Genomic DNA, 26,949 nt, shown 5'->3' with positions numbered 1-26,949 from the left:
CGCATACAGGCCCTGACAGATGGAGCATGCATGGCCTGGAACACACCTGGCGGCAACGATAGTGGCGGCCCCGCCGACAACCGGCGCGGATCGCGCTCGCCGCGCGGCGGCAATGGCGGTGGCGGATGGGGCGGATTGCCCGGCCCGCTGCGCGACCTGTTCGACGGCGGCATCTGGCGCTGGGTACTGCTGGGGCTGGCGCTGCTGCTGCTGCTGTCCAGCTTCCAGCTGATCGGCGAACAGCAGCGCGGCGTGGTGCTGCGCTTCGGCCAGTTCTCGCGCATCCTGCAGCCGGGCCCGAACTTCAAGCTGCCGTGGCCGATCGAATCGGTGGTCAAGGTCAACGCCACCCAGATCAAGACCTTCAGCAGCAACGTGCCGGTGCTCACCCGCGACGAGAACATCGTCAACGTGGCGCTGAACGTGCAGTACCGCGTGGACGACCCGCGCCTGTACCAGTTCGGCACCATCGACGCCGACCAGGTGCTGGAGCAGTCGGCGCAGAGCGCGGTGCGCGAGCAGGTGGGCCGTGCCGACCTCAACACCGTGCTCAACAACCGCGGCCCGCTGGCCGTGGCCGCCGAGCAGCGCCTGGAAGCCTCGCTCAAGGCCTACCGCACCGGCCTGGTGGTCACCGGCCTGACCCTGCCCGACGCGCGCCCGCCGGAAGAAGTGAAGCCGGCCTTCGACGAGGTCAACGGCGCCCAGCAGGTCAAGGAACGGCTGATCAACGAAGCCCAGGCCTACGCCGCCAAGGTGGTGCCCGAAGCGCGCGGCCAGGCTTCGCGCGCACGCACCACCGCCGAAGGCTACAAGCAGGCCATCGTGGCCCGCGCCGAAGGTGACGCGCGCCGCTTCAGCCTGCTGCAGGCCGAATACAAGAACGCCCCGGAAGTCACCCGCAAGCGCCTGTGGCTGGAAACCGTGCAGGACGTGCTGGCCGAGAACCGCAAGGTCATCGGCGGCGACGGCCGCCAGCTGATCTACGTGCCGATGCCGGCCGACGCCGGCAAGACCGCCAACGCCCCGCAACTGACCCCGGAAATGGCGGTACCGGCGCTGCCGGCCGCCACCGACAGCATTCGCAACGCGGACCGTTCCGGTTCGCGCTCGGCAAACCGTGAGGAGGCCGGCCGATGAAGAATTCCCTTGTGATCGGCCTGCTGGTCGCCGTGCTGCTGGGCCTGCTGGGCTCGGTATACGTGGTGCGCGAAGACCAGACCGCCATGGTGCTCAACCTGGGCAAGGTGGTGCGCTCGGACATCAAGCCCGGCCTGCACTTCAAGGTGCCGCTGGTGGAAACGGTGCGCGTGTTCGACCGCCGCTTCCAGGTGCTGGACACCGCCCCGGCGCGCTACTTCACCGCCGAGCAGAAGGACGTGAGCGTCGACTTCTTCGCCATCGGCTACATCTCCGACGTGCGCGCCTACTACCGCGCCACCGGCGGCGACGGCAAGGTGGCCAACGCCCGCCTGGCGCCGATCATCACCGACTCGCTGCGCAACCAGATCAACGCGCGCACCCTGCAGCAGCTGGTGTCCGGCGACCGCGGCGAGCTCATCGCCGGGCAGCTGCAGGGCATCAACGAGGCGGTCAAGACCCTGGGCATGCAGATCATCGACCTGCGCATCAAGCAGATCGACCTGCCCACCGACAGCCAGGTGATCACCGACGTCTACGAGCGCATGCGCGCCCAGCGCAAGCAGGAAGCGGCCAAGCTGCGCGCCGAAGGCGAGGAGCAGTCGCTTACCATCCGCGCCCAGGCCGACCGCGAAAGCACCGTGCTGGTGGCCGAAGCCGAGCGCGACGCCCAGCAGCTGCGCGGCGAGGGCGACGCCCAGGCCGCGGCCATCTACGGCAAGGCCGGCTCGGCCGACCCGGCGTTCTACGCCTTCTACCGCAGCCTGGAGGCCTACCGCGCCTCGATGACCGACGGCAACGGCGTGATCGTGCTGGACAAGAACGACCCGTTCCTGCAGTACCTCAAGAACGACCGCTGAGCCCAGGCCCGCGCCGCCCAGCCCCTCTCCCGCCGGGAGAGGGCGGGGGCCGGGCCCTTACAGGAAACAGGAAGCCGCGGCCGCGGCGCTGCACTGGAATGCGCCCCCGGCCGCGGTGTTCCCCCGCCTCGCCATCCCCATGCAAGACCTCTTCTCCGCGCTCTGCCTCGTCGCCGTCCTCGAAGGCCTGTTCCTGTTTGCCGCGCCTTTGGCGTGGAAGCGCATGGCCGCGCGCCTGCTGGAACTGCCCGCCGCCGCCCTGCGCCAGTCCGGCGCGGTGGTGCTGGCCATCGGCCTGGCCGCGCTGTGGTGGCTGCGCCACTGAACCGCGGCCGGCCGCCCACCCCGGCCCGGGCCGGCGGGGGTGGTAGCCGTCAGCCAAAACCCGGATAATCCAGAAAAGCCGGCCGGGGCACTCCCGTTCGGCTTTTTCCGTGTAAGGCCCTGGCGTTTGCCCGGCACTCCCCGATGGAGCGCCACCCCGGCAGGCCCGCCGGCCCCGCGCGGTCCCGTCCGCGGCCCCGATGGCCGCAGCCAACTCAGGAGTTCACCCGCCATGGGTCAATCAGTTGTTGTTCTCGGCGCCCAGTGGGGCGATGAAGGCAAGGGCAAGATCGTCGATCTGCTCACCGAGGAAATCGGTGCCGTCGTGCGTTTCCAGGGCGGCCACAACGCCGGCCACACCCTGGTCATCAACGGCAAGAAGACCGTCCTGCACCTGATTCCGTCCGGCATCCTGCGCGACGACGCGCTGTGCCTGATCGGCAATGGCGTGGTGATTTCCCCGGCCGCGCTGCGCAAGGAAATCGAAGAGCTGGAAACGGCCGGCGTTGAAGTGCGCTCGCGCCTGAAGATTTCCCCGGCCGCGCCGCTGATCATGCCGTACCACATCGCCCTGGACCAGGCGCGCGAAAAGGCCGCCGGCGGCAAGGCCATCGGCACCACCGGCCGCGGCATTGGCCCGGCCTATGAAGACAAGGTGGCGCGCCGCGGCATCCGCATCGCCGACCTGCACTACCCGGAACAGCTGGCCGAAAAGCTGCGCACCGCGCTGGACTACCACAACTTCGTGCTGACGAAGTACTTGGGCGTGGAGCCGGTGGATTTCGACAGCGTCTACGCCGAAGCGCTGGCCTTTGGCGAGTACGTCGAGCCGATGAAGAGTGACGTGGCCGGCATCTGCCACGACCTGCGCAAGCAGGGCAAGCGCGTGCTGTTCGAAGGCGCGCAGGGCGCGCTGCTGGACATCGACCACGGCACCTACCCGTACGTCACCAGCTCCAACACCACCGTGGGCGGCGCGCTGGCCGGCGCCGGCGTGGGCGCCGACGCCATCGACTACGTGCTGGGCATCGCCAAGGCCTACGCCACCCGCGTGGGCGGCGGCCCGTTCCCGACCGAACTGGACGACGAAATCGGCCAGGGCATCCGCGACCGCGGCGCCGAGTACGGCGCCTCCACCGGCCGCCCGCGCCGCTGCGGCTGGATGGACATCGTCGCGCTCAAGCGCGCCGTGGCCATCAACGGCATCAGCGGCCTGTGCATCACCAAGCTGGACGTGCTCGACGGCATGGAGAAGCTCAAGGTGTGCATCGCCTATGAGTACCGCGGCAAGCGCACCGAATACGCCCCGCTGGACGCGCAGGGCTGGGAAGAGTGCACCCCGGTGTACCTGGAATTCCCGGGCTGGAGCGAGAACACCCACGGCATCACCGAGTGGGACCAGCTGCCGCCCGCCGCCCGCGCCTACCTGCGCGCGCTGGAAGAACTGGCCGGCTGCCCGATCAGCATCGTCTCCACCGGCCCGGACCGCGACCACACGATGGTGTTGCAGGATCCGTGGGGTTGAGGCGTTAGCCCCGTAGGAGCTAGGTCACTAGCTCCGAAATGATGATGTTTAACCAAGAAGCCCCGCATTTGCGGGGCTTCTTGTTGCTGCTTCTTAAAAAAATAATGGAGCGGTCCTTTGGCGCCGACTTGGAGGCTTTCATTTGCCAGTTTGCACGTCAGGGAATTGGCGGGAATCACAAGAAATCATCAAAGTAATGCCCGCTCTCGACCAGTAGCAGACATCTAGACCATTTAAGGCGGCGGCATCCTTTACGTGCTGCAAATGACCCCAAGGTCGCAACCAATGGTTTCTTTCAAATAGGTTGCCGCCGAGGCGATCACCATGTCTTGGTCGGTCGTCCTGTTTGCCAATGACAGGCCCGGCTGCACCACGAGGATTTCCGCATCAACGCGTTTGAATCGGTAGGCCTTCACGATGTTGTTCAACTCTGTAGGACTGCCCGCGAGGAACCGGCTCGGTCGAACATTTGTCGCCAATTTCTGATTCCGGCTGTTGATGTGCTGGCCAAGATCCCTGAAGCGCCACTTCCATTTCGCTGAGCGCACAGCCTGTGAGCAAACTTCGACCACGTCCTTGACGCGTTCGCCAGCCGTCTGACCCCCCGAGAATTTGCAGTGGGCCAGCACCAGACGGATGCGATCCGGCTCTTCCTTAAGGCAAACTAGGTCGGCCGCTTCGCCCGCTGCGTCATCGTCGAACACAACGTCGAAACCACCTTGGATGAAATGCTGCGCGGCCTTCCACTGGATTGAGTCCATGCGCATTTGTCCATTCCGCCACAGTGACTCGACCGTCAAATCCACCCCCTGCCAATCCCATGTTTCGAACTGGCTCGCATCGAGCTGTAGTTCTCGCGGATCTTGGGGCTTGATCAGGAGATTCCCGTCCAACTCAGAAAGATCTACGAAGCGGACCAGGGGCGGGTACGAGCTGAAGTACTGGGATGCCCCGTAATCGCGATTTCCTATCTTGATGGATAGCTCGTCCCCGCCTGTCTGGCGAACCTGAAATCCGTATTCACCTCCAACCGTTAACGTGAAGGCGGCCAAGTCAGGAACATCGTCGGTCCTGAGCTCAAATCGTAAGCTGCTCCCTTCTTTATCGCGGAATTCTATGTCCACCAGATAGAGCGGCCACTCAGCGTCTCCAGAGGCAAACACGACCCGTTCCACCGATACGCCCAGCAGCTCTGCCGGCCACTCCACGACAAGCACTTCCTCATCGGGGATTCCATCGATTTCCTGCGGGACGAGGACGTTTGCAATGATGTCGGCGACGTTGATCGTATCGTCCACGAGCTTCGAACCAATCTCCTTGCACCATTGGATAAGCGAAGGAATGGAGCCTTGTTCCCTCGACCATACGCGACCTTTATAGGAACACCCAATCGCGACCTTGTTTCCTTCTTCCCAACCCGTTCCGCTCACATTGTTTTTGACGGAACCAGCACGCTCGGAAACTCCCAACGCGTCCGCGACATCCGCTCCGGTGTACATGGCAAAGCTCAAGTTCCGCCTGCCGTGCTTTTTTACGCCCAGGCTTTGGAACATGAGACGGTTGATGCGGCCCAACGACCGAAACACCTGTTCGCCACTGATCAGCGTCACCTCGCCGGAAACAGCCTGAGCCAGCTCCTGGAATATGGAGCCATGATCTGTCGATGATAGAAACAGCAGTCGCGCATCCGCGTGGTAGTGGAGCACAAACAGGGCCCATTCCCGATCGCGAACTTCCTTGGATTGCATCCAGCGCAGGCGAGGCTCACTCCTTGTCACGAAGTACAAGGTCTTCGTTTCATCATGCAGCCAAACGGCATGGACATGACGCTCCTTGCCGAGGCCCAAGTGAAATCTGGCGGGAACGAATTGTTCTGAATTAAAGACAACCGTGCTGAAGATCGGGCGGAGCAGCTTGTGCGAGATGGAAACATCGTCTGTCGACGGCGTGTCAAGTCGCTGCGACGATTGGAGGAATTCGATCAGTTCCGCATGGTCTTGCGCTGCTTCCGAACTGAGCTCGCTCAGCAACTTGTTCCAGTCGGCATCTTCGCTATACAGGCGTTCCAGTGCACCGGAAACCCGTGTGTCGGCGATATTCGCGACAACGGTGGCATCCCCGATGTTCTGGCCCGCGACCCGGGTAAACCGACCGGTAAATTGCAGCAGGATGGCTAGGCTGCGGTGCATATCATGGATCGCCGCTACCTTCAGGCGGGGAAGGTCGAACCCCTCTCCGAGCATGTTCACGCAGACTGCGATCTTGGACCGACCCGCCTTCAGCTCTTCGACCCTGGCATTAGCGACAGGGCTCTCCGAGTGAATGAGGACCGGTTCCAAGTCGGGGGCCAATTCCCGATAGATTTGCTCCACTGCCTCGGCACGTCCGATGCCCTCACACCGGGCCATGAGCAGGTGGTCATATCCCGCGTCCAGATCCTCCCTCAACTGTTGGATGGCCGCCTCGGCAATGGCCCGGTCAGCCCGCACCGTCCCGCGGACTTCGAAGACGGACTCGAACCGGATCGGTTTGAAGTAGCCGTCTTGCTGTGCTTGACTGAGCGGGTAGTTGAATATGACCTTTCCGTCGACCAGCTGCGCATCGCGTCTGAAAGGAGTCGCCGTGAACTGGAGCGTGTGAACGTTCTTGAATGCATCCCTGACCCGCGTCCAGTTGGATGCTGGAACATGGTGTGCTTCGTCTAAAATTAGTGCACTGCAACTTTGTGCCAACGCATCTAGGATCGTGGTTTCCGCACCCATGCCGAGCGCACTGGCCGTGACCACCACGACATTGCATGCCGCTATCAGTTCAAGGTCTTCGGCTGTCTGGGGGCGTTTGTTGATGACCCCGACGATGGGATTGGGTACGTCTTCGGGCAGCACCTTGAGTTTCCTGAGCAACCCGAATGACAGGAACTTTTGCGCAGTCTGGGCTCGAAGGGCGTCCCACGGGACCACGACCAGCAATGGTGACCGCCCAAAAGCGGCAAGGGCAGCCAGCATTGTCTCTGTCTTGCCCGTACCGGTTGGCATGACGATCGTCGCTGGCTGATGTCCCAGGCTCCAGTGCGCCCCGATGGCATGCAACGCACCTAGTTGCGGCGGCCTCAATCCCTCCTGACCCGGCAATATGGTTCCATCTTCCTGTTTGACCTCGGACCGGAAGGACAGTCGCCCATCCCACGAGGTCGCAATCTCCTTGGCCACGCAGGGCCAACCGACTTGCGCAACCCTTGCATCGAACCCTTCGAGCAGGCGGTGACTCCTCCATTGATAGCCGCCTTCGGGACGTTCCTTCAGAATGCCATCAACGCTGGCTGGACGATCAATGTTCGGCCTCGAGGTCACCAGCACTCGGTCGCCGTTCGCCAAATGCAGGACTGGCAGTGTGGTTCTCGACGTAATCCGCACTTCGCGTCGTTCCAGAATTTCTACCTCGGCACCCTGTCGCAAGACGTGTCGAACCCGTCCCTTCGGAAACGGCTTGTTCACTACCAAAGGCGGCAATTGGATCATAACCAGGCCCCTAACCTGCGGTCGTCACACCCAGATTAACTCATGTCCACTTTGGGTCGTATGACGCCCTGCGGTCAAAAGCGGATCAAATTAATAGGGGGAAAAGGTCGGTTCCGGCTTAAATCGGTGCTTTTCGCAGCCCGTACGCGCCTTGAAGTCATATCGTCAATCTGCACCAGAACTCAGGCCTAAGTGCCTGATGGTTCAATTCAGCCACCCTATCCAGCTTCCGCCTCCTCGCACACTTCGTAATACAGCCAACGCGATCCGCTCATGGAACTAAATCGCGCTGTGCCTTACTCTTAAGGAATATGGCCGACGGCAACCATCGGCAATTGAATTTGGGGTGTCCTGGCGGTTCACCCCGCGCGGTTCGTTGATGTCTACAGCTGTGGAGGCATGAATGGCAGAAGATCAAGGCGGCGAAGAGGTAATTATGGAGATAGCGAAGGCGCTAGCCCTCGCGTCTGAGCTTGATCCACAAATTGTTAAATCGCTTCGCTCCGCGATTGTCCAAGCGATGTCGGATTACGAGGACGGCACGAACGCGCAGGCTGCAGCCGCGCTTGCGGCGGTTCTCGATTTTAGGCCTGTGACGACCCAAGACGCACTCTCGCAAACCTTGGATGAGATCGGGGGGCTGGTCGAAGGTCTCACCGGACTGGAGGACGTCCGTTACACCGTTGAGACGCCAGAAGGACGCCGTGTTCGCTCAATCCGGTCACGTCTACCAGCTGTATCACCCCGGGGTTTGACAGATGACGAGCAGGCAGATCTTGAGGCCTATATCGCCCGATATCTGCCACCGGACGACCCTCGCGAGGAGCACGCGCCACGAGGGCCACGACTGTGACGATCAATAAGTTAGCAATCCTAAAGGCTGTGAAAGCAGCCATTGCGCGTGCGAAGGCGAGCGGGTCTCCCTACGCGCAAGGAAAGGCATACGAACTTCGGGTACTGCTCAGGCTTCTGCGAATCATCGATAGTGCGGGCTACAAGCTCACGTGTACCCCCAAGAAGGCAGGCGTCCTGACATTTGGAGGGGCTCCATGCAAAGCAAACCATCCGCAACACGATTACATCAGTGGATCTACGTCTACCGAGAAGCTCGAGATTCGGGTTTCAGTGCAGGTCACCACGCTAAGCCATAGCTTGAAAGGCGCGACGATGGTCAAAGCGGCTGACCGTCACGAGATTGACGTCGGTGTATATCGTCCGATTACGAGCCGTCGCTATCCTGCATTTACGGAGCTACTTCTTGGGGCCTCGTGCAAGACTGGCGGCTGGCACAAGGCGTACGTCCGCGAGGCGCTAGGTATGCGTAGGGAGCTAGGATTCTTCAGGTCACCCATGATGAGCTCAGCTCCGTGGTTCACCGCAACCGTTCCCTGCGATCCTCCGGTTCCCTTTGTCTTGTACGCAACTAGCGCTGGGTCCGCCGTGTATGCGTCGTTGGCAACTTTGGGGCTCTACGTCGAGCACTACAAGGGTTAGCGGAAACCGGCTTTGGAGTTCGGATCAGCTCAGGTGTTTCGAGAACGATTTCCGCTTTGGGTCGAAAGCAGTCATTCCGATATCGCCGTTCTCAATGCTTGATCACTGACGTAGACATAGCACCCTTTCATCCCCCGACTCATCAGGGTCTTGTAGGTATTCCGGATGATCCCGTCCACCCGGTCGTGAACCTCGGGGTTGCTCTTGGCCTGCGACTTGTAACCCCGAATCGAACGGTCCTGCTTTGATCGTTTACCTGGGTCGGTGACGAGCCGGCCATCGCGCCAGGCAAGGTCGGGGCCGATGATTACGCCCACGTAATCCATCTCCAGGCCTTGGCTGGTGTGGATGCAGCCGACCTGCTCGACGGAGTTGTCGGCGATGGCCCACAGGCTGCCATCGCTGCCCAGGTTCCATTGGGCGCGGTAGTCGTGTTCGGGGATTTCAATGTCCCAGGCGTTGGGGTCTTTCTTGCTCTTCCAGTCCCAGCAGTAGCCGGCAACCATGCGCGATTTGTTGTTGTCGCGGTTCTTGTCGCGGATCAGTTGGTGCAGGTCGCGTGGGGAATCGACGATGCCGAATTCGAAGGCGCCGCGGTCGAAGTCGGTATTGGCGGTTTGGCGGATGCCGAGAAAGTTGTCCAGCCATGCGATGTAGCCGTCCGAGCCGGCGCAGCGGAACTGGGACGACAGTTCGAGCAGGCTGACCTCGGCGTCGAAGTAGGCGGCCCAGCGGCGCAGCTCCTCGGTATGGCCGATGTCGGACAGGGTGACTATCTGGTCGTCGTCCACGAAGAACACGGTGCAACGGGCGCTGCGGATAAGCTCCATGACCTGGTTGTCGCCGAGGTTGCCGTACAGGCCGCTCTTTTCATTGAGGCGGTGGGCCTCGTCCACCACCAGCACGTCGAAGATGTTGGGCTCGGTGGTATGGAAGCCGCCGGAGCCGGAGAACAGGCTGGTGATTTCGTGCTTGCGGAGATGCCCGGCCAGCTTCTGCGCGTAGACGGCACGCGGCGCGGCGTTCTTTGAGACATATTTGGTGGTCAGGGCACGCTTGGTCAGTTCGACCAGCAAGTTGATGGCCACGACCGATTTGCCGGTGCCCGGGCCGCCCTTGACGATGACGGCCTGCTTGCGGGTGTCGCTGGCCTGGGCGGCGCGGGCGAGGCAGTTTTCGTAGACCAGTTTCTGGTCGTCGATCAGGACGAATTCCTCGTTGCCCTTGAGCATGCCGGCAACGCTGTCGGCCAGCATCTTGGACGGGCGCACGCGGCCGTTTTCGATGCGGTACAGCAGCTCGGCGTTGTCGCCACGCTTGACGTGCTGTTTGATGAAGTTGCGCAGCTTCTGCCTTTCATTTGGCCCGCGCAGGAACACGGGCGCCTTGTCCAGATGGGCGCCGTAACGTGGATCCATGACGCCGCCATTGTGGACGTGGTTGTGCAGGTAGGCGCAGGGCTTGAGCTGGATGCCGCCTTCGTGCACGGCCGTGTTGAAGCCTTCCAGCAGCGCGGCGTACGACCACGCCTGGTAGCTGGGGTGGATGCCCTCGCTTTCCGCCGGGCCGCCGCGCTGGGCAATGATGATGCCGTCCTTGTCGGTGACCCTGGACTCGGACCACTGCTTGAGTTCGACGATGATCGCGCGCGGGTCGCTGTCGGCGGCATGGCCGCTCAGGATGAAATCGATGCGCTTGTTGCTGTAGGGAATGCCGAACTCGATGCCCACGCCCATGTCATCGGGCAGGTCGTCATCGGCGAGCACGTCCACCATCTGCATCAGCGAATGGCGCCACGCGCGGAATTCCGGGGTGGGGGCATACCGCTTGGTCTTCTGGAGGAAGGCCTGGGCGACGATTTCCTCGATGGCGTTTTCTTCCGAATCCCTGAGGAATCCGGCCCGTGTGGACTGATAGACAATCACGCTGGCTCTTTCCCTGATGTTTCCCCGCTTCCGTGAAGCTCGGTGTACTTGTCGCTGCGTCCTTTTGCAAGTTCAACCGGGTATTTCTTCGCGTTGAGCGCGAGTTTGCCACGCGCGGCGGCAACCGGGTCGATCTGCAATACATCGCACAGGCGCAGCAGGTAAAGCAGGACATCGGCAATTTCCGTGCCGACTTGAGCCTTGCGCTCGTCGCTCAGGTTCCGGCTCTGGGTTTCGGTGAGCCACTGGAAGTGTTCCATCAGCTCGCCGGCTTCGATGCTCAGGGCCATGGCAAGGTTCTTGGGGCTGTGGAACTGTTCCCAGTCGCGTTCCTGCGCAAACTGGCGCATGGCAGACTGGAGTTCATGGAGTGCGTCGGGCATGGCATCGAATTGCTGTAGGAAATTTCCGATAATGGTAATCCGCCATTGACCCCGGTGGGGCCCGCTCGCATGCTGGGTCTCGGAGCCTAGAAACTCCTCACGAAGCGGTACCCACCTCCGACAAACCGGTGGGTTTTTTGTGCCTGCCTCGCAGGCACAACCGACGCGATGCCTGCGTCGGGAGGGCGGCTAATACAAGACCCGCAAGGGGAATACGCCCGCCGTCTTCGTGCGGTTTCTAGCCTCCCGACTTCCCGTCCGCCGTTCGCGGCGGGCGGCCACTTCATGGAAGGAGGCGGCAACGATGGCGATGCACACGTTGGACGATGACAGGCCGGGCTACTACCTGCCCGAAGACAGCCAGCAGCGGCTGGTGCGGCTGAGCGACCACATCAAGTTCCTGCTGCGGTTGATGCGGCCACTGGACGATGCGACGGATTCGCCCGCACGCGAGGTGCGCCTGGCCGAGGTGGCGTTCTGCCTGGAGCTGCTGGGCGACCAGGTGGACCTGGTGCTGGATGAGGTGTCGTGGCCCGCACGGCGTGCGGCGCAGGCGGGCGCGCCCGCGCGCGATGCGGCGGATCAGGTGCAGGGCTACGCCTTCGGCGTCACGCTGGCGCAGGTGGATACGCTGGATGTCCTGGTGCGCACGCTGGCCGCGCAGGGCGATGTGCTGGCCACCGGCGATGCGGCCGGGTGGGCGGGCGGTACGGTGCCGTCGATGGGGCGTGCGGTGTGCGATGCGGCGGCGGCCATGCGCGGCGTGCTGGATGCGGTGGAAACACAGCGGCTGGCAGCCGGTGCGGATGCCCCCTTGCGGGTGGGTGAGGCGCAGGCGGTGTATGCGGTGCCGCGTGCGCTGCCGGCAAGGGTGTCGCGGGACCCGGCACGGGTGGAGGCGGAACTGGCGTACGGCGATTCCCTGCACTGACGGGGCGCAGCACGCGCGGGGCGCACGGCCAACGGCCATGCGCCGGCGTGGGCTCAGGCCGCGGCCAGTTGCTGCAGGTGCGTTGCGAAGCCGCCTTCGTCGCTGGCGGCGTTGATGTGGTCGAAGTAGGTGTACCAGCCGCTGGCGTGGATGCCGGCGAGCAGGGCATCGCGCGCCTGCGTGTCGGGGAAACGCCAGATGCCGAGGAAGCGGTGGGCGCTGGCGTGGTCGATGCCGGGGTCGGTGGGGCCCAGCGCCAGCACGTCGATGCCGTGGCTGGACAGGCCGCCCATGGCGGCGCCGATGGCGTCCAGGAACTGCTGGCGCTGTGCGGCGGGCAGGGCGGTCCAGGCGGCGTTGGGCGTATACAGTTCCACGAGGTAGTGGGGCATGCGGGGCTCCTTTCAGGCGAGGTTGCGCAGGGCGCGTTGGCAGATGCGGGCGGTGGCGGCGCCGAGGGTGTCGCGTTGCCACTGGGCGCAGTGTTGGCGCACCCAGTCCGGCTGGTCCTTGGCGGCGTCGTTGAGCCAGTTGCCCACCGAGTCCTGCACGTAGGTGGAGGGGTCGGCGCGCAACTGGGCGAGGATGGGCAGCATGCGCGCCGGTTCGCGCTTGAGCGCGGCGATATGCGCGCACCACACGCCGCGCGGGCGCAGGGCTTCGCAGGCGAAGCGGCGCAGGCGGTCGGACGGGCTGTCGGTCCACGCCGCCAGGTGGGCGATGGCCGTATCCAGGTCCGCGGCCAGGTGCGGGCGCACGGCCATCCATGCCCATTCGCGCACGCCGAAGTGCGGATCGTCGGCCAGCGGGCGGATGGCCTGCAGCCGCGTGGGCAGGTCCAGCCCGGGCTGGCGGCCGATCATGAAGCAGGCCCATCCACGCACGGTATCGGCGGCGTGCAGGCGGCAGGTGGCGATGGCAGCGGCGCCGTGGTGGGCGAGCAGCACGGCGGCAATGGCGTCCATGCGCTTGAGGATGCCCAGGGTGCAGGCCGTGTCTGCGGCCGCCAGCGCCGCCAGCGCCGCCGGGGGCAGGCCGGGGAACACGGTGCGCAGCAGGGTGGCCTGGTCCAGCGCGAGCGCTTCGGCGAGGGTGGCGCTGGGCAGTTCGCCGCGGGACAGTGCCTGCAGCACCGGGGCGGGAATGTCGGCGGCGCGGCTGGCGCCTTTGCGTGCGGCAGTGGTCATGCGGCGGCGCCGTCGCCACCGCTGAGGTGGGTGGCGACCTTGCCGAGCAGCGCGCCCAGTTGCGTGCGTTCGCTGGCCGACAGCCCGCCGAACAGGCTGGCGATCCAGCGGCCGTGCTGCTCGAACACGGTTCTGGCCACGCGCTTGCCCTTGCGGGTGAGCGTGACCCGCAGGGCGCGGCGGTCGCTGGCGTCGGCCTGGCGCTCGGCCAGGCCTTCGCGCTCCAGCCCGTCGAGCAGGCCGGTAACGGTGGCGCGGGTGATGCCGGCCTGTTCGGCCAGTGCGTTGGGGGCCAGCCCGTCCGGCACCGCGTCGAGCAGGAACAGCAGCACGAAGCGGCCTTCGGACAGGCCGTGCGGCGCCAGCAGCGCGGCGCAGTCGCGGTCGATCGCGGTGGCCAGCGACAGGGTGCGGAAGCACAGCTGGATGCCTTCCACGTCGGGCAGCTGCCGGCGCTGCGCTTCCTGCAGCAGGGCAAGGTATTTCTGTTCGAGCATGAAAGTAGTGCGGCTTATTATAAGGTGGCTAACTATATCCGCATGGATAGGCGCGCGCCAGTGTGGTTTTGCCAGGGGCGGGTGTGTCACACCGCGGGTGCCGCCCGCGTCGCTTCCCACGGGTGGGGCAAATCGGCGATGCTCGCGGCAGCGAAAGGGGGAGTGCATGACGCACGCAGGGCAGGACGACAAACAGGCGGCGCCGGCTGGCGCGCCGCCCGCCACGCCGATGAACTGGTCGCCGATTCCCGACGTGGGCACGGGCGATGAATCGTGGGTGCTGAACCTGTGGCGGCGCGGGTGCCGCGAGCCGGCGCTGATGTTTTCAGCGGCGTACGTGCTGGTGGGCTTCCTGGGGCTGTGGTCGAGCGCGTGGTTCTACCACGGCTTCGGCATCAGCATTGCCGATTACCTGCAGGCCAGCGATTACCTGGTGGCGGGCCTGCGCGACCCGGGCAGTGTGCTGATCTTCGCCATCGGCGTGCTGCTGGCGGTACTGGTGAGCTGGCCGGAGGCACTGCGCCGCCGTTACCCGGACTACGTGGCCGACCTGCGCCGGCGGCGCTGGTGGGCGCGCATGGCGTTTCCGAAGGCGCGGATCATGACCTGGGACGGCATTGGCATCCACCCCATCACCGGGGTGAGCCTGGTGGTGGCGTTGTTCATGCTGTTGGGCTCGGCGGTGTACATGCAGACCAAGGGCGAACTGGTGCGCGAGAAGGGCCGCGGCACGCCGGTGCGCGTGCACATGCTGGGCGATGCGGCGCCGCAGCCCGGCCAGGCGCGCTTGCTGGGCACCAGCAGCGCCTTTGTCTACCTGTGGTGGCCGGCGCAGCAGCGCGCCGAGGCCGTGCCCATCACCTCGGTGCGCCAGGTGCAGGCCGTACCCGGAAGAGCGCGCGGCGCCGCGGTGGCGGCACCGCCTGCGGCACCGGCGGCGACGCCCGCCACGCGCTGAGCCGGGCCGGCCACGGCCGGCGTGGCAGGGCCAGCACGCGCCGGCCGTTGCGTGCCTGCCGGGTGCCGGCGCCGCGCTGGCGCGCTTAGTGGCTTGTGTCGTGCGGTTTGCGCCCGCTGCCGGATTTCTTGCCACCGCCATCGTGCTTGTTGACCGTGGCCCAGGCGATGCGCTCGGCGGTTTGGGGGCTGGCACCGCGGGCTTTTTCGCTCTTTTCGATGTGCGCGGCCTGGCGCTTCTGCTTGTCGGTGTAGCTGGATTTGTCGCCCTGGGTCATGGCGGTACTCCCGTGGGTGTGGGCCTGCAGGTATAGGCCGGGCAATGCGGGGAGAAGGTGAAGCGGCCGTTGCCGGTGCGTTATGCCGGCCCGTGCCCGGCGGCGACGGAGGGCTTGGCTAGAATGCGGTTACTGCACCGCTGCCGGACCCCCGCTTGATGCGTATCGACCCCGCCGAGATCGAAGCCCTGTTCGACGCCATTCCCAGCGTGCTGTTCTTCGCCAAGGACGCGCAGGGCCGCTACACGCACGTCAACAAGACGATGATGCAGCGGCTGGGGGTGAAGTCGCGCGGCGAGGTCATCGGCAAGCGCGCCGACGAGCTGTACCCGGCGGGCATGAGCGAGGCCTACGTGGCCCAGGACGCGCGCGTGCTGGGCGGCGAGGTGATCGAGAACGTGATGGAGCTGCAGCTGTTCGCCAACCGCCAGCCGGGCTGGTGCCTGACCTGCAAGCGGCCCATCGTGGAGAACGGCAGGGTGGTGGGGCTGGTTGGCATCTCGCGCGACCTGGGCCAGCGCGGCGGGCTGGAATCGCAGTACGAACCGCTGCGGCTGGCGCTGGATTACCTCAACACCCATTACGCCGAAAACGTGCGCATGCAGACCCTGCTGGACATCACCGGGTTTTCGCTGAGCAAGCTGGAGCGCAGTTTCCGCAAGGTGTTCCAGATGACGCCGCAGCAGGTGCTCACGCGCCTGCGCATCCAGATCGCCCTGCACCTGCTGCACGGGCAGGACAGCGTGGCCAGCATCGGCCAGGCCTGCGGCTTTACCGACCAGAGCGCGTTCACCCGCAAGTTCAAGGCCGAGGTGGGCATGGCCCCGCGCCAGTACCGGGCGATGATCGCGGCGCGGCAGCAGGAGACCGCCGCCCGGGAGTAAAGGGCGGCGGCGGGGCCGCGTGGCGCGGCTCAGCGGCGGTAGCCTGCGCGCGGTTCCTGTACGTGGCCGCCGGCATCGATGCGGATGCGCGGGCGCAGCCAGGCGGCGAACTCGGCTTCGCTGGTGGAGCCTTCGGCCAGGCCCAGGTACAGCGGATAGAGCGCGAGGTCTTCGGCTTCAAGCTCGCCGCCATTGAGCATGATGAACACTTCGCAGGCGACGGCCGCCATCCGCTTGTTGCCATCGACGAACGGGTGGTTGCGCGCCAGGCCGAAAGCCAGACTGGCGGCAAGGTCGGCCAGGTCCGGCGGTGGCTGGCCATAGGCGTGCAGTTGCTGCGGGCGCGCGAGCGCGGAGTCGAGCAGGCTGTCGTCACGCACCCCGCTGGCGCCGCCGTGCTCGGCCAGTTGCCGGTCGTGGACGGCCAGGGCGAGCGCGCGGCTGATCCAGACAATCATGGCCGCTCCTTATTGCGCGAGCTTGTGCAGCAGGGTGCGGCGCTTGCGCATCACCGCCTCGGCCACCTCCATCTGCGCGGCAAGCTCCGGGTCGAATACGGTCAGACGGATGCCGTCGGGCGTTTCCAGCGCATGCAGCTCGTCGCCTTTTTCCAGGCGCAGGCGCGCAAGCAGTTCCTTGGGCAGGATGATGCCGGACGAGTTGCCGATGCTGGTGATCTTGAGCTTCATGGTAGGGGCTCGTTGTTTGTTATAACGAACGTTATCACTGGGTGGCCGGATGGACAAGCGGGCCACAGCAGGCGCCGGCCGTAGGCGTACGCCGCATGCTCGCGTCAGAAGTACGCACGCAAAGCGAACGGCCCGCTTGCGCGGGCCGTTGCCTTTTACCTTTTACCTTGCATCGCTGCCCGGTCAGGCCTCGACGTCTTCCTTGTAGGCATCCACCGGGATGCAGGCGCACATGATGTTCTTGTCGCCGTAGACGTTGTCCACGCGCGCCACCGGCGGCCAGTACTTGGACTGCTTGAGCGAGGCCAGCGGGAACGCCGCCAGCTCGCGCGGGTAGGCGTGGGTCCACTGGCTGGCCGACACCGCGGTGGCGGTGTGCGGGGCGTGCTTGAGCGGGTTGTCCTCGCGGTCCAGGCGGCCGTCCTCGATCGCCTGGATCTCGGCGCGGATCTGGATCATCGCGTCGATGAAGCGGTCCAGTTCGTACTGCGACTCGCTCTCGGTCGGCTCGACCATCAGCGTGCCGGCCACCGGGAAGCTCAGGGTCGGGGCGTGGAAGCCGAAGTCGATCAGGCGCTTGGCCACGTCCTCGGCGCCGATGCCGGAGGTCTTTTCCAGCGGCCGCACGTCGAGGATGCACTCGTGCGCCACCAGGCCGTTGCGGCCGGTGTACAGGGTCTTGTAGTGCGGGGCCAGGCGCGTGGCGATGTAGTTGGCGTTGAGCAGCGCGACCTGGGTGGCCTTGCGCAGGCCGGCCGCGCCCATCAGCGCGATGTACATCCAGCTGATGGGCAGGATCGAGGCGCTGCCGAAGGTGGCGGCCGAGACCATGGCGCCGTTGCCCACGCCCTGGGTGCGCAGGCCGTCGGCGACCAGCGCGCCCGGCAGGAACGGCGCCAGGTGCGACTTGACCGCGCACGGGCCCACGCCCGGGCCGCCGCCGCCGTGCGGGATGCAGAAGGTCTTGTGCAGGTTCAGGTGCGATACGTCCGAGCCCCACTTGCCGGGCTTGGCCACGCCGACCAGGGCGTTCATGTTGGCGCCGTCGGTGTACACCTGGCCGCCGTGCTGGTGGATGATCTGGCAGATCTCCACCACCTCTTCCTCGAACACGCCGTGCGTGGACGGGTAGGTCATCATGATCGCGGCCAGGCGGTCGCTGTACTTCTCGGCGTTGGCGCGGATGTCCTCGACGTCGACGTTGCCGTTGGCGTCGGTCTTGGTGACCACCACCTTCATGCCGCACATCTGCGCCGAGGCCGGGTTGGTGCCGTGCGCCGAATCCGGGATCAGGCAGATGTCGCGGTGGCTCTCGCCGCGCGAGGCGTGGTAGGCGCGGATCGCCAGCAGGCCGGCATATTCGCCCTGCGCGCCGGAGTTCGGCTGCAGGCTCACCGCGTCGTAGCCGGTGCATTCCACCAGCATCGCTTCCAGCCCGTCGATCAGTTCCTTGTAGCCCTGGGCCTGGTCGGCCGGGGCCAGCGGGTGGATGTTGGCGAACTCCGGCCAGGTCACCGGGATCATCTCGGCGGTGGCGTTGAGCTTCATGGTGCACGAGCCCAGCGGGATCATCGTGCGGTCCATCGCCAGGTCCTTGTCGGCCAGCGAGCGCAGGTAGCGCAGCAGTTCGTGCTCGCTGTGGTGGGTGTTGAACACCGGGTGGGTCAGGAACGCGGACCGGCGCACCAGGGCGGCCGGCAGCGCGTCGGCGGTGGCCGCGTCCAGCGCGTCCACGTCGACGCTGGCGCCGAACAGCGCGCCCAGCGCGACGATGTCCTCGCGGGTGGCGGTTTCGTCCAGGCTGATGCCCACCGCCTCGCTGTCGATCACGCGCAGGTTGATGCCCGCGGCCACGGCCTGGGCCTGCAGCGCGGCGGCATCGACGTTGCGCACGTGCAGGGTGTCGAAGAAGTGCTCGCCCACGTCCACGCCGTTGCCGCGCAGCGCCGCGGCCAGGATGGCGGCCAGGCGGTGGGTGCGGCGGGCGATGCGGGTCAGCCCTTCCGGGCCGTGGTAGACGGCGTACATGGAGGCCATCACCGCCAGCAGCACCTGCGCGGTGCAGATGTTGGAGGTGGCCTTCTCGCGGCGGATGTGCTGCTCGCGGGTCTGCAGGGTCAGGCGGTAGGCCGGCTTGCCTTCGGCGTCGACCGACACGCCGATCAGGCGGCCCGGCATCGAGCGCTTGTAGGCGTCGCGGCAGGCCATGAACGCGGCGTGCGGGCCACCGAAGCCGAACGGCACGCCGAAGCGCTGGCTGTTGCCGACCACGATGTCCGCGCCCCATTCGCCGGGGGCGGTGATGAGGGTCAGCGCCAGCAGGTCGGTGGCCACCGCCACCAGGCCCTGGCGGGCATGCACGGCCTCGACCAGCGCCTTGTGGTCGCCGATGTGGCCGAAGGTGTCCGGGTACTGCAGCAGCACGCCGAAGCAGTCGGCGTCCAGCGCCTCGGCCGGGGTGCCCACGCGCAGGGTGATGCCCATCGGCTCGGCGCGGGTGCGCAGCAGCTCCAGGGTCTGCGGGTGCACCGCGTCGTGCACGAAGAACACGTCGGACTTGGACTTGGCCGAACGCTTGGCCAGGGTCATGGCTTCGGCCGCGGCGGTGGCTTCGTCCAGCAGCGAGGCGTTGGCGATCTCCATACCGGTCAGGTCGGCGACCATCTGCTGGAAGTTGATCAGCGCTTCCATGCGGCCCTGCGAGATTTCCGCCTGGTACGGGGTGTAGGCGGTGTACCAGGCCGGGTTCTCGAGGATGTTGCGCAGGATCACGTTCGGCGTATGGGTGCCGTAATAGCCCTGGCCGATGAAGCTGCGCAGCACCTTGTTCCTGCTGGCGATGGCGCGGATCCTGGCCAGTGCCTGCACTTCGGTCAGCGACTCGGGCAGGGCCAGCGGGGCGGGCGACTTGATCGCGGCGGGGACGATGGCGTCGGTCAGCGCGTCGAGCGAGTCATGGCCGACCACGCGCAGCATCTGCGCGATTTCGGCATCGTTGGGGCCGATATGGCGGTCGACGAAGGCGGAGGCGTGTTCGAGTTCGCGCAGCGAAGGCGTGTTCTGGGGCATGACGGACGTCCGGAGGGTGGCGTGCGGGGCTGGGTCGGCGAGCCCATGCCTTCCGGCGGCGGTTCCGCGCACGCGGCACCACGGCCGGCAAGCCGGTGGCTCGCCTCGTGCCCCTCTGTCCTTTTGCCTGAGAGTTTGGAAGGCACGACCTGCGGGTCGCGCGCCTCGTGCACCTTCGGCGCCGGATTGAACCGGTCTCTCCAGAGTTTTGACGCAGGTGGTATCGGGCCTGAGCGATTGCGGGCGTTTGCGCCTTCGGCAGCGATGAACCGCTTCTCCCACCGTGTAGCGCGCCGATTATAGCCGTTGCCCCGGGCCACCGGCGTGGCCGCCAGGCTGAACGGGCCGCGCTCCCGCGGCCGCCCGGGTGCCCGCCTGCATGGCGCCGCCGCCGCCACGGGCCTATCATGCACGGCTTCCCGTTTTTCCCAGGCGCCGCCCGCACAGGGCCGGCGCCCGTCGTGCGTCGCCGCGCACGCCCCGCCGGATACGCCATGACCACCGCTTCGCCGTCCACCCGCCGCCTGGCCCTGCTGCTCGCCGGGTTGTCCATGTTCGGGCCGTTTTCCATCGACACCATCTTCCCGGCGTTCCCGCTGCTGGCGCGGGAGCTGGCGGTGGACGAGGTGGCGGTGCAGCAGACCATCAGCGTCTACCTGCTGTTCTACGGCCTGATGAGCCTGGCGCACGGCCCGCTGTCCGATGCCTGGGGGCGCAAGCGGGTGATCCTCGGCGGGTTGGTGCTGTTCGCCGCCGCTTCGGTCGGCTGCGCGCTGTCCACCCACCTGGGCACGCTGCTGGTGTTCCGCGCGCTGCAGGGCGTTTCCGCCGGCGTCGGCATGATCGTCGGCCGCGCGGTGATCCGCGACCTCTACCACGGCCCCGACGCGCAGCGGCTGATGAGCCAGGTGTCGATGATCTTCGGCATCGCCCCGGCCATCGCCCCCATCATCGGCGGCTGGATCCTGCTCGGCGGCGGCGACTGGCCGCTGATCTTCTGGTTCCTGGTGGTGTTCTCGCTGCTGCTGGTCGCCACCACCGCGCGCTGGCTGCCGGAAACGCACCCGCCGGCGGCACGCACCGCGCTGTCCCCGCGCGGCCTGCTGCGCGATTACCTGCGCATCGGCTTCAACCCGCGTTTCCTGCGCCTGGCTTTGGCCGGCAGCATCAACTTCGGCGGCATCTTCCTGTACATCGCCTCGGCGCCGGTGTTCGTGATGCAGCACCTGCGCCTGGGCGAAGGCGGCTTTGCGTGGCTGTTCATTCCCACCATCGGTGGCATGACCACCGGCGCGTTCCTGTCCGGGCGCATGGCCGGGCGCACGCCGCCGGTGCGGCAGATCAGCATCGGCTTCGCCTGCTGTGCGCTGTCGGCGGTGTTGAACATCGCCTATGCGGCCTCGGTGGCGCAGTTGCAGCTGCCGTGGGCGGTGCTGCCCATCTTCCTTGGCGGGCTGGGCATGGCGCTGATCTTCCCGGTGCTGGCGCTGGCGGTGCTGGACATGTACCCGCAGCAGCGCGGCCTGGCCTCGTCGCTGCAGGCCTTCGTGCAGCTGATGATCAGCACCGTGGTGGCCGGCGTGGTGTCGCCGCTGCTCAGCGGCAAGCCGCTGCACCTGGCGCTGGGCATGGCCGGTTTCATGCTGCTGGGCTTCGCGTTCTGGTACTGGGAACACCGCCGCGAGCGTTACCTGGCCGGCCCGCACATGCACATCTAGGCCAGGCATCCCTTCCCGCATCACCCCGCCTGCGTCACTCTCCCCCTTACCGGCCAGCATGGCCGCCACCGGAAGCTGCAACCATGTCCATCCACTCCAAGGGCCGCCGCGAGGCGAAGAAGAAGCTGGCCGAGCGCGAGCGCAACCAGGCCGCGGCCAACCCGGCGCCGAAGCCCGCGGTGGAACCGCATGCCGAACTGCGCGACCAGCAGCGCACGCTGCTGGCCGGCATCGTGCGCCGCGATGGCGAGTGGGTGCTGGGCATGGACGGCAAGATCGCCGGTGAGACCCCCAGCGCCGCCCGCGTGCTGGCGCTGATCATGCAGGCCGCCGAGCTGCACGAGCGCAGCGGCACCCCGGTGCGGCTGATGTACTCCGATGCGCTGAAGGACGCCGCGCACGCCGAAGCGGCGGAGCAGGGCATCGACTTCGACACCTGGAAGCGCAACCTGGCCACGGAACTTGGCCTCGGCGCGAAGGACGCCGCGGCCACGCATTGAGTTCCTGATGCGCAGTGAACGGACAAGGGCGCCGCGTGGCGCCCTTGTTGTTTACATACGTGTGATGGATCGGGCAGGGCCTCGGCGCGTGCCGCACGATGGCATGCCGGCATCCGCGGTGCCCGACGCAGAGCGCGTTGTGGCCTGGGGAACGGGCGTCGACGATTGCCCGGATGGCAGGCGCTGCAGCCCCACCGCGAAGCGTCAGCGGCGTGATGGTCGAAGCCGAAAACACGGGCGAGACGCCATCCCATCGTGCAGATGCCACACGCTGACGAACTGCGCCAGCGTGCTGGCAGCCACGCCACGCTCGTCGAACCGGTGTTTCCCGCCCTGCATGGCGCCGTAGTCCTGGATGGGGCAAGTGCGCAGGGTGCCGGGAACGACCGTGTGGGTGATGCCGCGATCCGCCGGGCATGAGGCGGCCGGTCGATGGGTGTTTTTCCGCACCTGCCCGCCTACGGACAGGCCATCCGCGCCGTGATGGAACTCGACATCATCCGGAAAAATGGCATCGGACTCGTCGGCGTCGCACGACACGGACGATGCATCGAAAAGCAGGCCGCCCATTCGCGCCGGCTCTTCGAACAGAGCGCCCGCGCGCAGACCGCCATCGTCATCGGGAATGGGCGGCGCCCGGAGGACGCCGCTGACCGCTGCCAGGAACTGCGACGGCGGGAGCGAGGGCTTCCGGTGCCGTGCGCACATGAGCCTGGGCCTGTTCCGTCCGGATGCGGTAGCTGATCGTACCGCCACCGTCCGCGGTCGCCAGGCCCGAACCGCGGTACGCCGCAGGGCCGCAATCAGGCGGGGCCCGAAGGCATGCCGGCGCCGGCTGGTTGCGCACCGGGCCGGGACGTACGCAGCGCCGCCAGTGCCTTGCGGATCAGTCTCCAGTGGATCACCCACATGACCAGCGCCAGCAGGGCGAACAGGGAGCCGACGTCATTGGGAATCAAGGAGCCGATCTGCGCCGCGCACCAGCCGAACCCGGTGCGGGCACCAAACGATTTCATCTGCCCCAGCCCGCCGCGGCATTGCGCTTCGCGTCGCAATGACGTGGTGACGGCATGGATGATGAAGAAGTCCTCGACGAAGTTGTAGGGAAGTACCAGCATCCACCAGACAGAGCGGGGCGTCGCCGTCCTGTTGCCGGCGGAAACACGCGCCAGCACCCGGCGTAGATCATTCGCGTACGCCGCCACCAACGCCAGGAAGACGAGGCCGAGGAACAGGGCGCCGTATACGCCAAGCACGGAAAGCTCTTTCGCCAGGCCCACGGGTTCGGGCTGGAGGAACGGATACGCCAGTGCCCATGCCACAAGGGCCGATAGAAGTACCTTGATGGCCACGAGTAATGCCGGATGCAGGGGGCGAAGCATGGTTGCAGGCTCGGGTATCCGGGACGGGCCGGCCCACGGGTTGGGCGGCTGGGGTGAATTATCGGGCCCGATTCACGAACTGGCGAATACCGCCATGTAGAACGCCGCTGCGCCGAGGGGCAGAGCCAAGCGCATGTGGCGTGCATGGCGTGCGGCAGAGTGCGTGGTGAGCGGGCGGGCCTGGAGCTGCAGGCGACCTTCACCCCTGGAACCGGGCCTTGGCCGGAAGGATCCGCGGGAGGCCCGCATCAACCCGTGCCGATGGCTGCCCGACCGGGATCCACCCCGGCCTCTCTGCGGCAATGATCCGGTACAGGCGAAACGACGCATGCAGGAGCCGCAGCGTCGGGAAGCCAGCGATCGCTACCCGCAGATGCCGCATGCAGGGCCTGTCGTCTGGACTGGGCCGCGCCGCGAAGCGGTGCCGGCGTGAGTGGACTGCCAGGCTCGCCGCGATTTGCCCGGGCACCTGATCCCCGCGCGCAGTCCTGGATCATCTGCGCCCTGGTCGATGGAATCCTGCCGGGAAGGTGCGGACGAACTCGGCCCGCGCTCAGGGCCGTGGCAAGACGACGCGTGACCGGATCGGGGGCAAGGCGCCCGGATCGAGTGTTGCGGCAAGGCGGAGTCGGCTCGAAATGCCCGGTCGACAGCGCCAGGGGCAGGCTCAGGGCGCACGCCGGTAGTGCACGGCCACCGCACCGCAGCGCATGGGCTGCGCAGCGACCAGCTCCAGCCGTCGTGTACGGGGCAACCCGCTGCCGTACAGGGCAGGGCCATGGCCAACGATCCTGGGGTGGACCAGGAACCTGTATTCGTCGATCAGATCCAGCCGGTCCAGCTCGGTCGCCAGCTTGCCGCTGCCGAGCAGCACCCCGCCCGGTGTCGCGTCCTTGAGCCGCTGCACGCCCGCGCGCAGATCGCCGGCGATGAGGTGGCTGTTCGCCCAGGGAAACGCCTTCCGCGTCGTCGACACCACGTATTTCGGTTTGGCGTCCAGTTTGACCGCCCATTCGCGCATCGACGCGGGCGCCTCCATGTCGCCACGGGCGACTGCCGGCCAGTGGCTTTCCATCATCTCGTAGGTGACACGGCCCCACAGCATCGCGCCGCTCTCGTCCATGAGGCGGGTGAAAAAGGCATGGGTCTCGTCGTCGACGACGCCCTCGCGGTGATCGATGCAGCCGTCCAGGGTGACGTTGATGCTGAAGGTCAGAAGTCCCATGGTGCCCTCCGTTGGAGATGCGCGATGCGTTGCTATCCACCCGGCTCCAGGGGGCGGGCACGAGCGGTGATGCGCGCGCCCGCGTCGCCTTGTGCCTGGATCAGGCTGGGGGGGGGCGGCTGCGCCGGCAGGCGTCTCACCATTTTCCGAAGAAGGATGTGACGTCGAAGTAGTAGGCCATGCGCTTGCCGTCGGCCGTGGTGATCTCGATCAGGTCGTAGGCCCTTTTACCTTCCAGCAGGAGTGACTGGCTCTCCCGCTTGAAGCCGGGATGCTTACGGGCAATCCAGGCGTACTCGGCGGCAACCCCCTCCGCGCTGTTCGTGGCTTTGATGGGGACGGCGGTCTGGATGGAGGTTCCCTCCTGGCCGATGGGAGCATGTGACGAGGTGCGCTCGAGGCCGGTGGAAGCGCACGATGAGCAGAGCAACGCCAGGACGAGTAGTGAGTTGCGCATGATTTCCCCTGTGGAGCCTGATGTGTGAACCATGCCGGCGCGTTCCATGCGCACCGGCGTGAATGAACGGCTTGGCCGCGGATCTGATCGGGCCAGTGCCCAGTTCCAATCGTCCGCCAAAATGCTGTCCGTTACGGGCAGCTCCATTGGTGTCCGGCGCTTCATTGGCAGTGATCGCTTGGGCAGCCATGGCCTATGCCAGATTGAATGACCAGCCCGTTGCAACGGCGATCAAGGCGGTGAAGAAGCCATGCAAGCGGGAGCGGGGACGGAATGGCAGGAACACGATGGCGGGAAGCGCCAGGGGTGAGCCACAGAACGGAGATGGCGAGCTTTTCCATATGAGCCCTGGCGTCGGGATTGAGCTGGGCCGCGAGGCAGCCTCTGCTTCAACGCATTGTCAGGTCTTCCCGGGGCTGATTCCTGGCATGAGCGCAAATACGCCCCAGCCCAGATACTCGCGCGTGTAGGCGGCGTGGCGCCCAGGCTCTGTACTGAGCTTGGAGCGGATTTCATCCGCCAGTTCATCGCCGGGGTTGTTCTCCAGCCATCGGCGCATCGTAAGCCACTTGGCGGCCTCGTATCTGTCCCAGCCATCCTGATTGGCCAGAACCATCTCAACGACGTCGTAACCAAGCTTGCCGAAGGATGCGAGAAGCTCGGGAAGAATGAGGAAGTCGGAGATTGAACTGGCAAGACATTTCCTGGCGATATCTTCTGTTGGCGGCAACTGCCGCCAGTAAGGCTCGCCAATCAGGATGACTCCGCCGGTACGCAGGCTCCTGGCCAGAAGCTCGATGGTGCCAGCGACGCCTCCGCCGATCCAGGTGGCACCGACACAAGCCGCCACATCCGCTTTCTCGTCAGCGATGTAGCCGCTTGCATCGTCGTGGATGAAATTGACCTGATGGGTGACGCCGAGTTCTTCGGCACGCTGTCTGGCGTGTGCGGTGAACAACGAACTCATGTCGATGCCGGTGCCGACGATGTCGTGGTCGCGTGCCCAGGTGCATAGCATCTCGCCCGAACCGCAACCAAGATCAAGCACGCGGTCTCCGGACTTCAGGCGCAGTGCCTCGCCAAGCGTTGCGAACTTGTCTGGCGTGAACGGATTGTGGATTCGGTGCGCACTTTCCGTGATGTTGAAGAATCGCGGGATGTCCAAGTCGGAGACTTCCTGAAGATTGCGAAAAATCGGGTAAGAGGTGAGTGGCCTGAATCAGGCCCAGCCACGAGGCGGCTTCGGCCTGGATGGGCTGCTAGCCTGCTCGTCGGACGCGCAACACCTTGGTCTTGCTGAGCGAGTCATGCCACCAGGTGTCGGCGAGTGTAAAAGATACGGGCTCAAGGGGTATCAGGCGGGAAAGTGTTCGGACAAGGACCGCAGATAACGGCGGTGTGGTGCCGGATTCGGTCACCACCCTCGTGCCCAAGAGTACTTTTCCAAGTGTGCGTCCGAAGATGGACTCCAATGCGAGGTAGTAGAGGACCTACAGAAGCACAAATGCCACAGATGACCAGGCCGAGCTGGTTGCTGCGTCGTGTGCCGCGGGACGTGCCTACAACGCCGACATCAGCTGGATCATCGGCAGGTAGGCCGAAACCAGAGCCAGCGGTACGCCAGCGAACAGGGTGAGCAGCCCGAATACGCCCGCTGCGATCGCGCGGCTGGCCTTGCCCGGCCAGCCCAGCCGGATAAGGAACACCAGCGCCGGGGCGAGCCAGATGGCGGGGTAGAAGCGCATGGCCAGCCGGGTCGGTAGTGGCAGGTCGGTGCCGCGCAGGGTGAAGGCGGTGAAGGTGTCGGCGAACTGCGGGTAGACCACCCTGCCGATCACGGTGATGGCCACGGCGGCCAGCACGCTGGCGATCAGGCCGGTGAGCAGCCACACGGTGTCCCTGGACAGTCCGGGCGCGGCCTGGGCGCGGGGCAGTTCGGGTGGTCCGCTTGCGGGTAAGTCGGTCATGGGCGTCTGCGGGAGCGTCGCGTTGGCATGCGCTGCATG

General features: G+C 65.9%; 26 protein-coding genes, 1 pseudogene and 1 riboswitch. Of the genes and pseudogenes, 10 read left to right on the top strand and 17 right to left on the bottom strand.

Features of this window, described 5'->3' with window-relative positions; all coding sequences use genetic code 11:
- The first annotated feature begins 30 nt into the window (after positions 1-30).
- From hflK to F0P95_RS15160, 4 genes are all read left to right on the top strand, one after another.
- Positions 31-1,140, top strand: a complete 1,110-nt coding sequence (gene hflK, locus F0P95_RS15175) for an FtsH protease activity modulator HflK (RefSeq protein ID WP_182334923.1) — start codon at positions 31-33, stop codon at positions 1,138-1,140.
- A complete protein-coding gene (gene hflC / locus F0P95_RS15170) occupies positions 1,137-2,000 on the top strand; it encodes a protease modulator HflC (RefSeq protein ID WP_056931328.1) in 864 nt (287 codons plus the stop codon). The genes hflK and hflC overlap by 4 nt, the downstream gene beginning before the upstream one ends.
- 139 nt (positions 2,001-2,139) lie before the next feature.
- Entirely contained in the window at positions 2,140-2,325 is a 186-nt protein-coding gene (locus tag F0P95_RS15165; protein ID WP_182334922.1) for a DUF2065 domain-containing protein, read from the top strand.
- 231 nt (positions 2,326-2,556) lie between these two features.
- Positions 2,557-3,849 (top strand): adenylosuccinate synthase, encoded by a 1,293-nt coding sequence (locus tag F0P95_RS15160; protein ID WP_182334921.1) that lies wholly within the window; start codon positions 2,557-2,559, stop codon positions 3,847-3,849.
- 251 nt (positions 3,850-4,100) lie between these two features.
- On the opposite strand, the gene F0P95_RS15155 is transcribed toward F0P95_RS15160, so the two are convergent.
- Positions 4,101-7,367 carry a DEAD/DEAH box helicase gene (locus F0P95_RS15155; protein ID WP_182334920.1) on the bottom strand — a complete coding sequence of 1,089 codons (3,267 nt, stop codon included), beginning with the start codon at positions 7,365-7,367 and terminating at the stop codon, positions 4,101-4,103.
- A 403-nt stretch (positions 7,368-7,770) separates the two neighbouring features.
- On the opposite strand from F0P95_RS15155, the gene F0P95_RS15150 reads away from it, so the two are divergent.
- The gene (locus tag F0P95_RS15150; RefSeq protein ID WP_182334919.1) at positions 7,771-8,220 is read left to right on the top strand and encodes a hypothetical protein; all 450 of its coding nucleotides are present in this window, start codon (positions 7,771-7,773) and stop codon (positions 8,218-8,220) included.
- A gap of 712 nt (positions 8,221-8,932) precedes the next feature.
- On the opposite strand, the gene F0P95_RS15145 is transcribed toward F0P95_RS15150, so the two are convergent.
- Both F0P95_RS15145 and F0P95_RS15140 read right to left on the bottom strand, forming a co-directional pair.
- Entirely contained in the window at positions 8,933-10,786 is a 1,854-nt protein-coding gene (locus F0P95_RS15145; RefSeq protein ID WP_182334918.1) for a DUF2075 domain-containing protein, read from the bottom strand.
- On the bottom strand, positions 10,783-11,169 hold the full coding sequence (locus F0P95_RS15140; RefSeq protein WP_182334917.1) for a nucleotide pyrophosphohydrolase: 387 nt from the start codon (positions 11,167-11,169) through the stop codon (positions 10,783-10,785). The genes F0P95_RS15145 and F0P95_RS15140 overlap by 4 nt, the downstream gene beginning before the upstream one ends.
- A gap of 304 nt (positions 11,170-11,473) precedes the next feature.
- On the opposite strand from F0P95_RS15140, the gene F0P95_RS15135 reads away from it, so the two are divergent.
- Positions 11,474-12,100: an XAC0095 family protein gene (locus F0P95_RS15135; protein ID WP_182334916.1), complete on the top strand. Its 627-nt coding sequence runs from the start codon at positions 11,474-11,476 to the stop codon at positions 12,098-12,100.
- A gap of 53 nt (positions 12,101-12,153) precedes the next feature.
- Here the strand turns inward: F0P95_RS15135 and F0P95_RS15130 are convergent, their stop codons facing one another.
- The 3 genes from F0P95_RS15130 to F0P95_RS15120 are packed head-to-tail and all read right to left on the bottom strand — an operon-like array spanning position 12,154 to position 13,784.
- Complete coding sequence (locus F0P95_RS15130; protein ID WP_182334915.1) at positions 12,154-12,492, bottom strand: DUF6616 family protein; 339 nt, start codon at positions 12,490-12,492, stop codon at positions 12,154-12,156.
- A 12-nt stretch (positions 12,493-12,504) separates the two neighbouring features.
- On the bottom strand, positions 12,505-13,287 hold the full coding sequence (locus F0P95_RS15125) for a DNA alkylation repair protein (RefSeq protein WP_182334914.1): 783 nt from the start codon (positions 13,285-13,287) through the stop codon (positions 12,505-12,507).
- Positions 13,284-13,784 carry a MarR family winged helix-turn-helix transcriptional regulator gene (locus F0P95_RS15120; RefSeq protein ID WP_182334913.1) on the bottom strand — a complete coding sequence of 167 codons (501 nt, stop codon included), beginning with the start codon at positions 13,782-13,784 and terminating at the stop codon, positions 13,284-13,286. Before F0P95_RS15120 ends, F0P95_RS15125 begins: the two co-directional genes overlap by 4 nt.
- A gap of 166 nt (positions 13,785-13,950) precedes the next feature.
- Here F0P95_RS15120 and F0P95_RS15115 point away from each other — a divergent pair, with 166 nt between their 5' ends.
- Positions 13,951-14,742 (top strand): hypothetical protein, encoded by a 792-nt coding sequence (locus F0P95_RS15115; protein WP_182334912.1) that lies wholly within the window; start codon positions 13,951-13,953, stop codon positions 14,740-14,742.
- A gap of 85 nt (positions 14,743-14,827) precedes the next feature.
- Here the strand turns inward: F0P95_RS15115 and F0P95_RS15110 are convergent, their stop codons facing one another.
- Positions 14,828-15,019: a hypothetical protein gene (locus tag F0P95_RS15110; RefSeq protein ID WP_182334911.1), complete on the bottom strand. Its 192-nt coding sequence runs from the start codon at positions 15,017-15,019 to the stop codon at positions 14,828-14,830.
- A gap of 158 nt (positions 15,020-15,177) precedes the next feature.
- Here F0P95_RS15110 and F0P95_RS15105 point away from each other — a divergent pair, with 158 nt between their 5' ends.
- Positions 15,178-15,903 (top strand): AraC family transcriptional regulator, encoded by a 726-nt coding sequence (locus F0P95_RS15105; protein WP_413975087.1) that lies wholly within the window; start codon positions 15,178-15,180, stop codon positions 15,901-15,903.
- A gap of 29 nt (positions 15,904-15,932) precedes the next feature.
- Here F0P95_RS15105 and F0P95_RS15100 read toward each other — a convergent pair whose 3' ends face one another.
- From F0P95_RS15100 to gcvP, 3 genes are all read right to left on the bottom strand, one after another.
- On the bottom strand, positions 15,933-16,361 hold the full coding sequence (locus tag F0P95_RS15100; protein WP_182334910.1) for a type II toxin-antitoxin system death-on-curing family toxin: 429 nt from the start codon (positions 16,359-16,361) through the stop codon (positions 15,933-15,935).
- A gap of 9 nt (positions 16,362-16,370) precedes the next feature.
- Positions 16,371-16,592, bottom strand: coding sequence for an AbrB/MazE/SpoVT family DNA-binding domain-containing protein (locus F0P95_RS15095; RefSeq protein WP_054667007.1), 222 nt, complete (start codon positions 16,590-16,592; stop codon positions 16,371-16,373).
- Positions 16,593-16,775: 183 nt separating this feature from the next.
- Positions 16,776-19,661: an aminomethyl-transferring glycine dehydrogenase gene (gene gcvP / locus F0P95_RS15090; RefSeq protein ID WP_182334909.1), complete on the bottom strand. Its 2,886-nt coding sequence runs from the start codon at positions 19,659-19,661 to the stop codon at positions 16,776-16,778.
- A gap of 105 nt (positions 19,662-19,766) precedes the next feature.
- Positions 19,767-19,875, bottom strand: a riboswitch (glycine riboswitch).
- A 280-nt stretch (positions 19,876-20,155) separates the two neighbouring features.
- Here gcvP and F0P95_RS15085 point away from each other — a divergent pair.
- The gene (locus F0P95_RS15085; RefSeq protein WP_182334908.1) at positions 20,156-21,379 is read left to right on the top strand and encodes a multidrug effflux MFS transporter; all 1,224 of its coding nucleotides are present in this window, start codon (positions 20,156-20,158) and stop codon (positions 21,377-21,379) included.
- An 83-nt stretch (positions 21,380-21,462) separates the two neighbouring features.
- Complete coding sequence (locus F0P95_RS15080) at positions 21,463-21,879, top strand: hypothetical protein (RefSeq protein ID WP_054667001.1); 417 nt, start codon at positions 21,463-21,465, stop codon at positions 21,877-21,879.
- 204 nt (positions 21,880-22,083) lie between these two features.
- On the opposite strand, the gene F0P95_RS15075 is transcribed toward F0P95_RS15080, so the two are convergent.
- The 7 genes and pseudogenes from F0P95_RS15075 to F0P95_RS15045 form a co-directional block, all read right to left on the bottom strand.
- Positions 22,084-22,449: a hypothetical protein gene (locus tag F0P95_RS15075; RefSeq protein WP_182334907.1), complete on the bottom strand. Its 366-nt coding sequence runs from the start codon at positions 22,447-22,449 to the stop codon at positions 22,084-22,086.
- Positions 22,450-22,682: 233 nt separating this feature from the next.
- Positions 22,683-23,261, bottom strand: a complete 579-nt coding sequence (locus F0P95_RS15070; RefSeq protein WP_182334906.1) for a hypothetical protein — start codon at positions 23,259-23,261, stop codon at positions 22,683-22,685.
- A 667-nt stretch (positions 23,262-23,928) separates the two neighbouring features.
- The gene (locus F0P95_RS15065) at positions 23,929-24,486 is read right to left on the bottom strand and encodes a dihydrofolate reductase family protein (RefSeq protein ID WP_182334905.1); all 558 of its coding nucleotides are present in this window, start codon (positions 24,484-24,486) and stop codon (positions 23,929-23,931) included.
- A gap of 136 nt (positions 24,487-24,622) precedes the next feature.
- Positions 24,623-25,090 (bottom strand): hypothetical protein, encoded by a 468-nt coding sequence (locus tag F0P95_RS15060; RefSeq protein ID WP_182334904.1) that lies wholly within the window; start codon positions 25,088-25,090, stop codon positions 24,623-24,625.
- Between the two features lie 253 nt (positions 25,091-25,343).
- Entirely contained in the window at positions 25,344-26,108 is a 765-nt protein-coding gene (locus F0P95_RS15055) for an SAM-dependent methyltransferase (protein WP_182334903.1), read from the bottom strand.
- A gap of 94 nt (positions 26,109-26,202) precedes the next feature.
- Positions 26,203-26,418 (bottom strand): annotated as a pseudogene (locus F0P95_RS17845) (RDD family protein); the annotation flags it as partial.
- An 84-nt stretch (positions 26,419-26,502) separates the two neighbouring features.
- Complete coding sequence (locus F0P95_RS15045; protein WP_182334901.1) at positions 26,503-26,910, bottom strand: hypothetical protein; 408 nt, start codon at positions 26,908-26,910, stop codon at positions 26,503-26,505.
- Between the last annotated feature and the right edge of the window lie 39 nt (positions 26,911-26,949).

The organism is Stenotrophomonas acidaminiphila, assembly GCF_014109845.1.
Lineage (GTDB): Bacteria > Pseudomonadota > Gammaproteobacteria > Xanthomonadales > Xanthomonadaceae > Stenotrophomonas > Stenotrophomonas acidaminiphila.
Note: the sequence above shows the minus strand (reverse complement) of the source record. Positions and strands in the feature narration are given on the sequence as shown.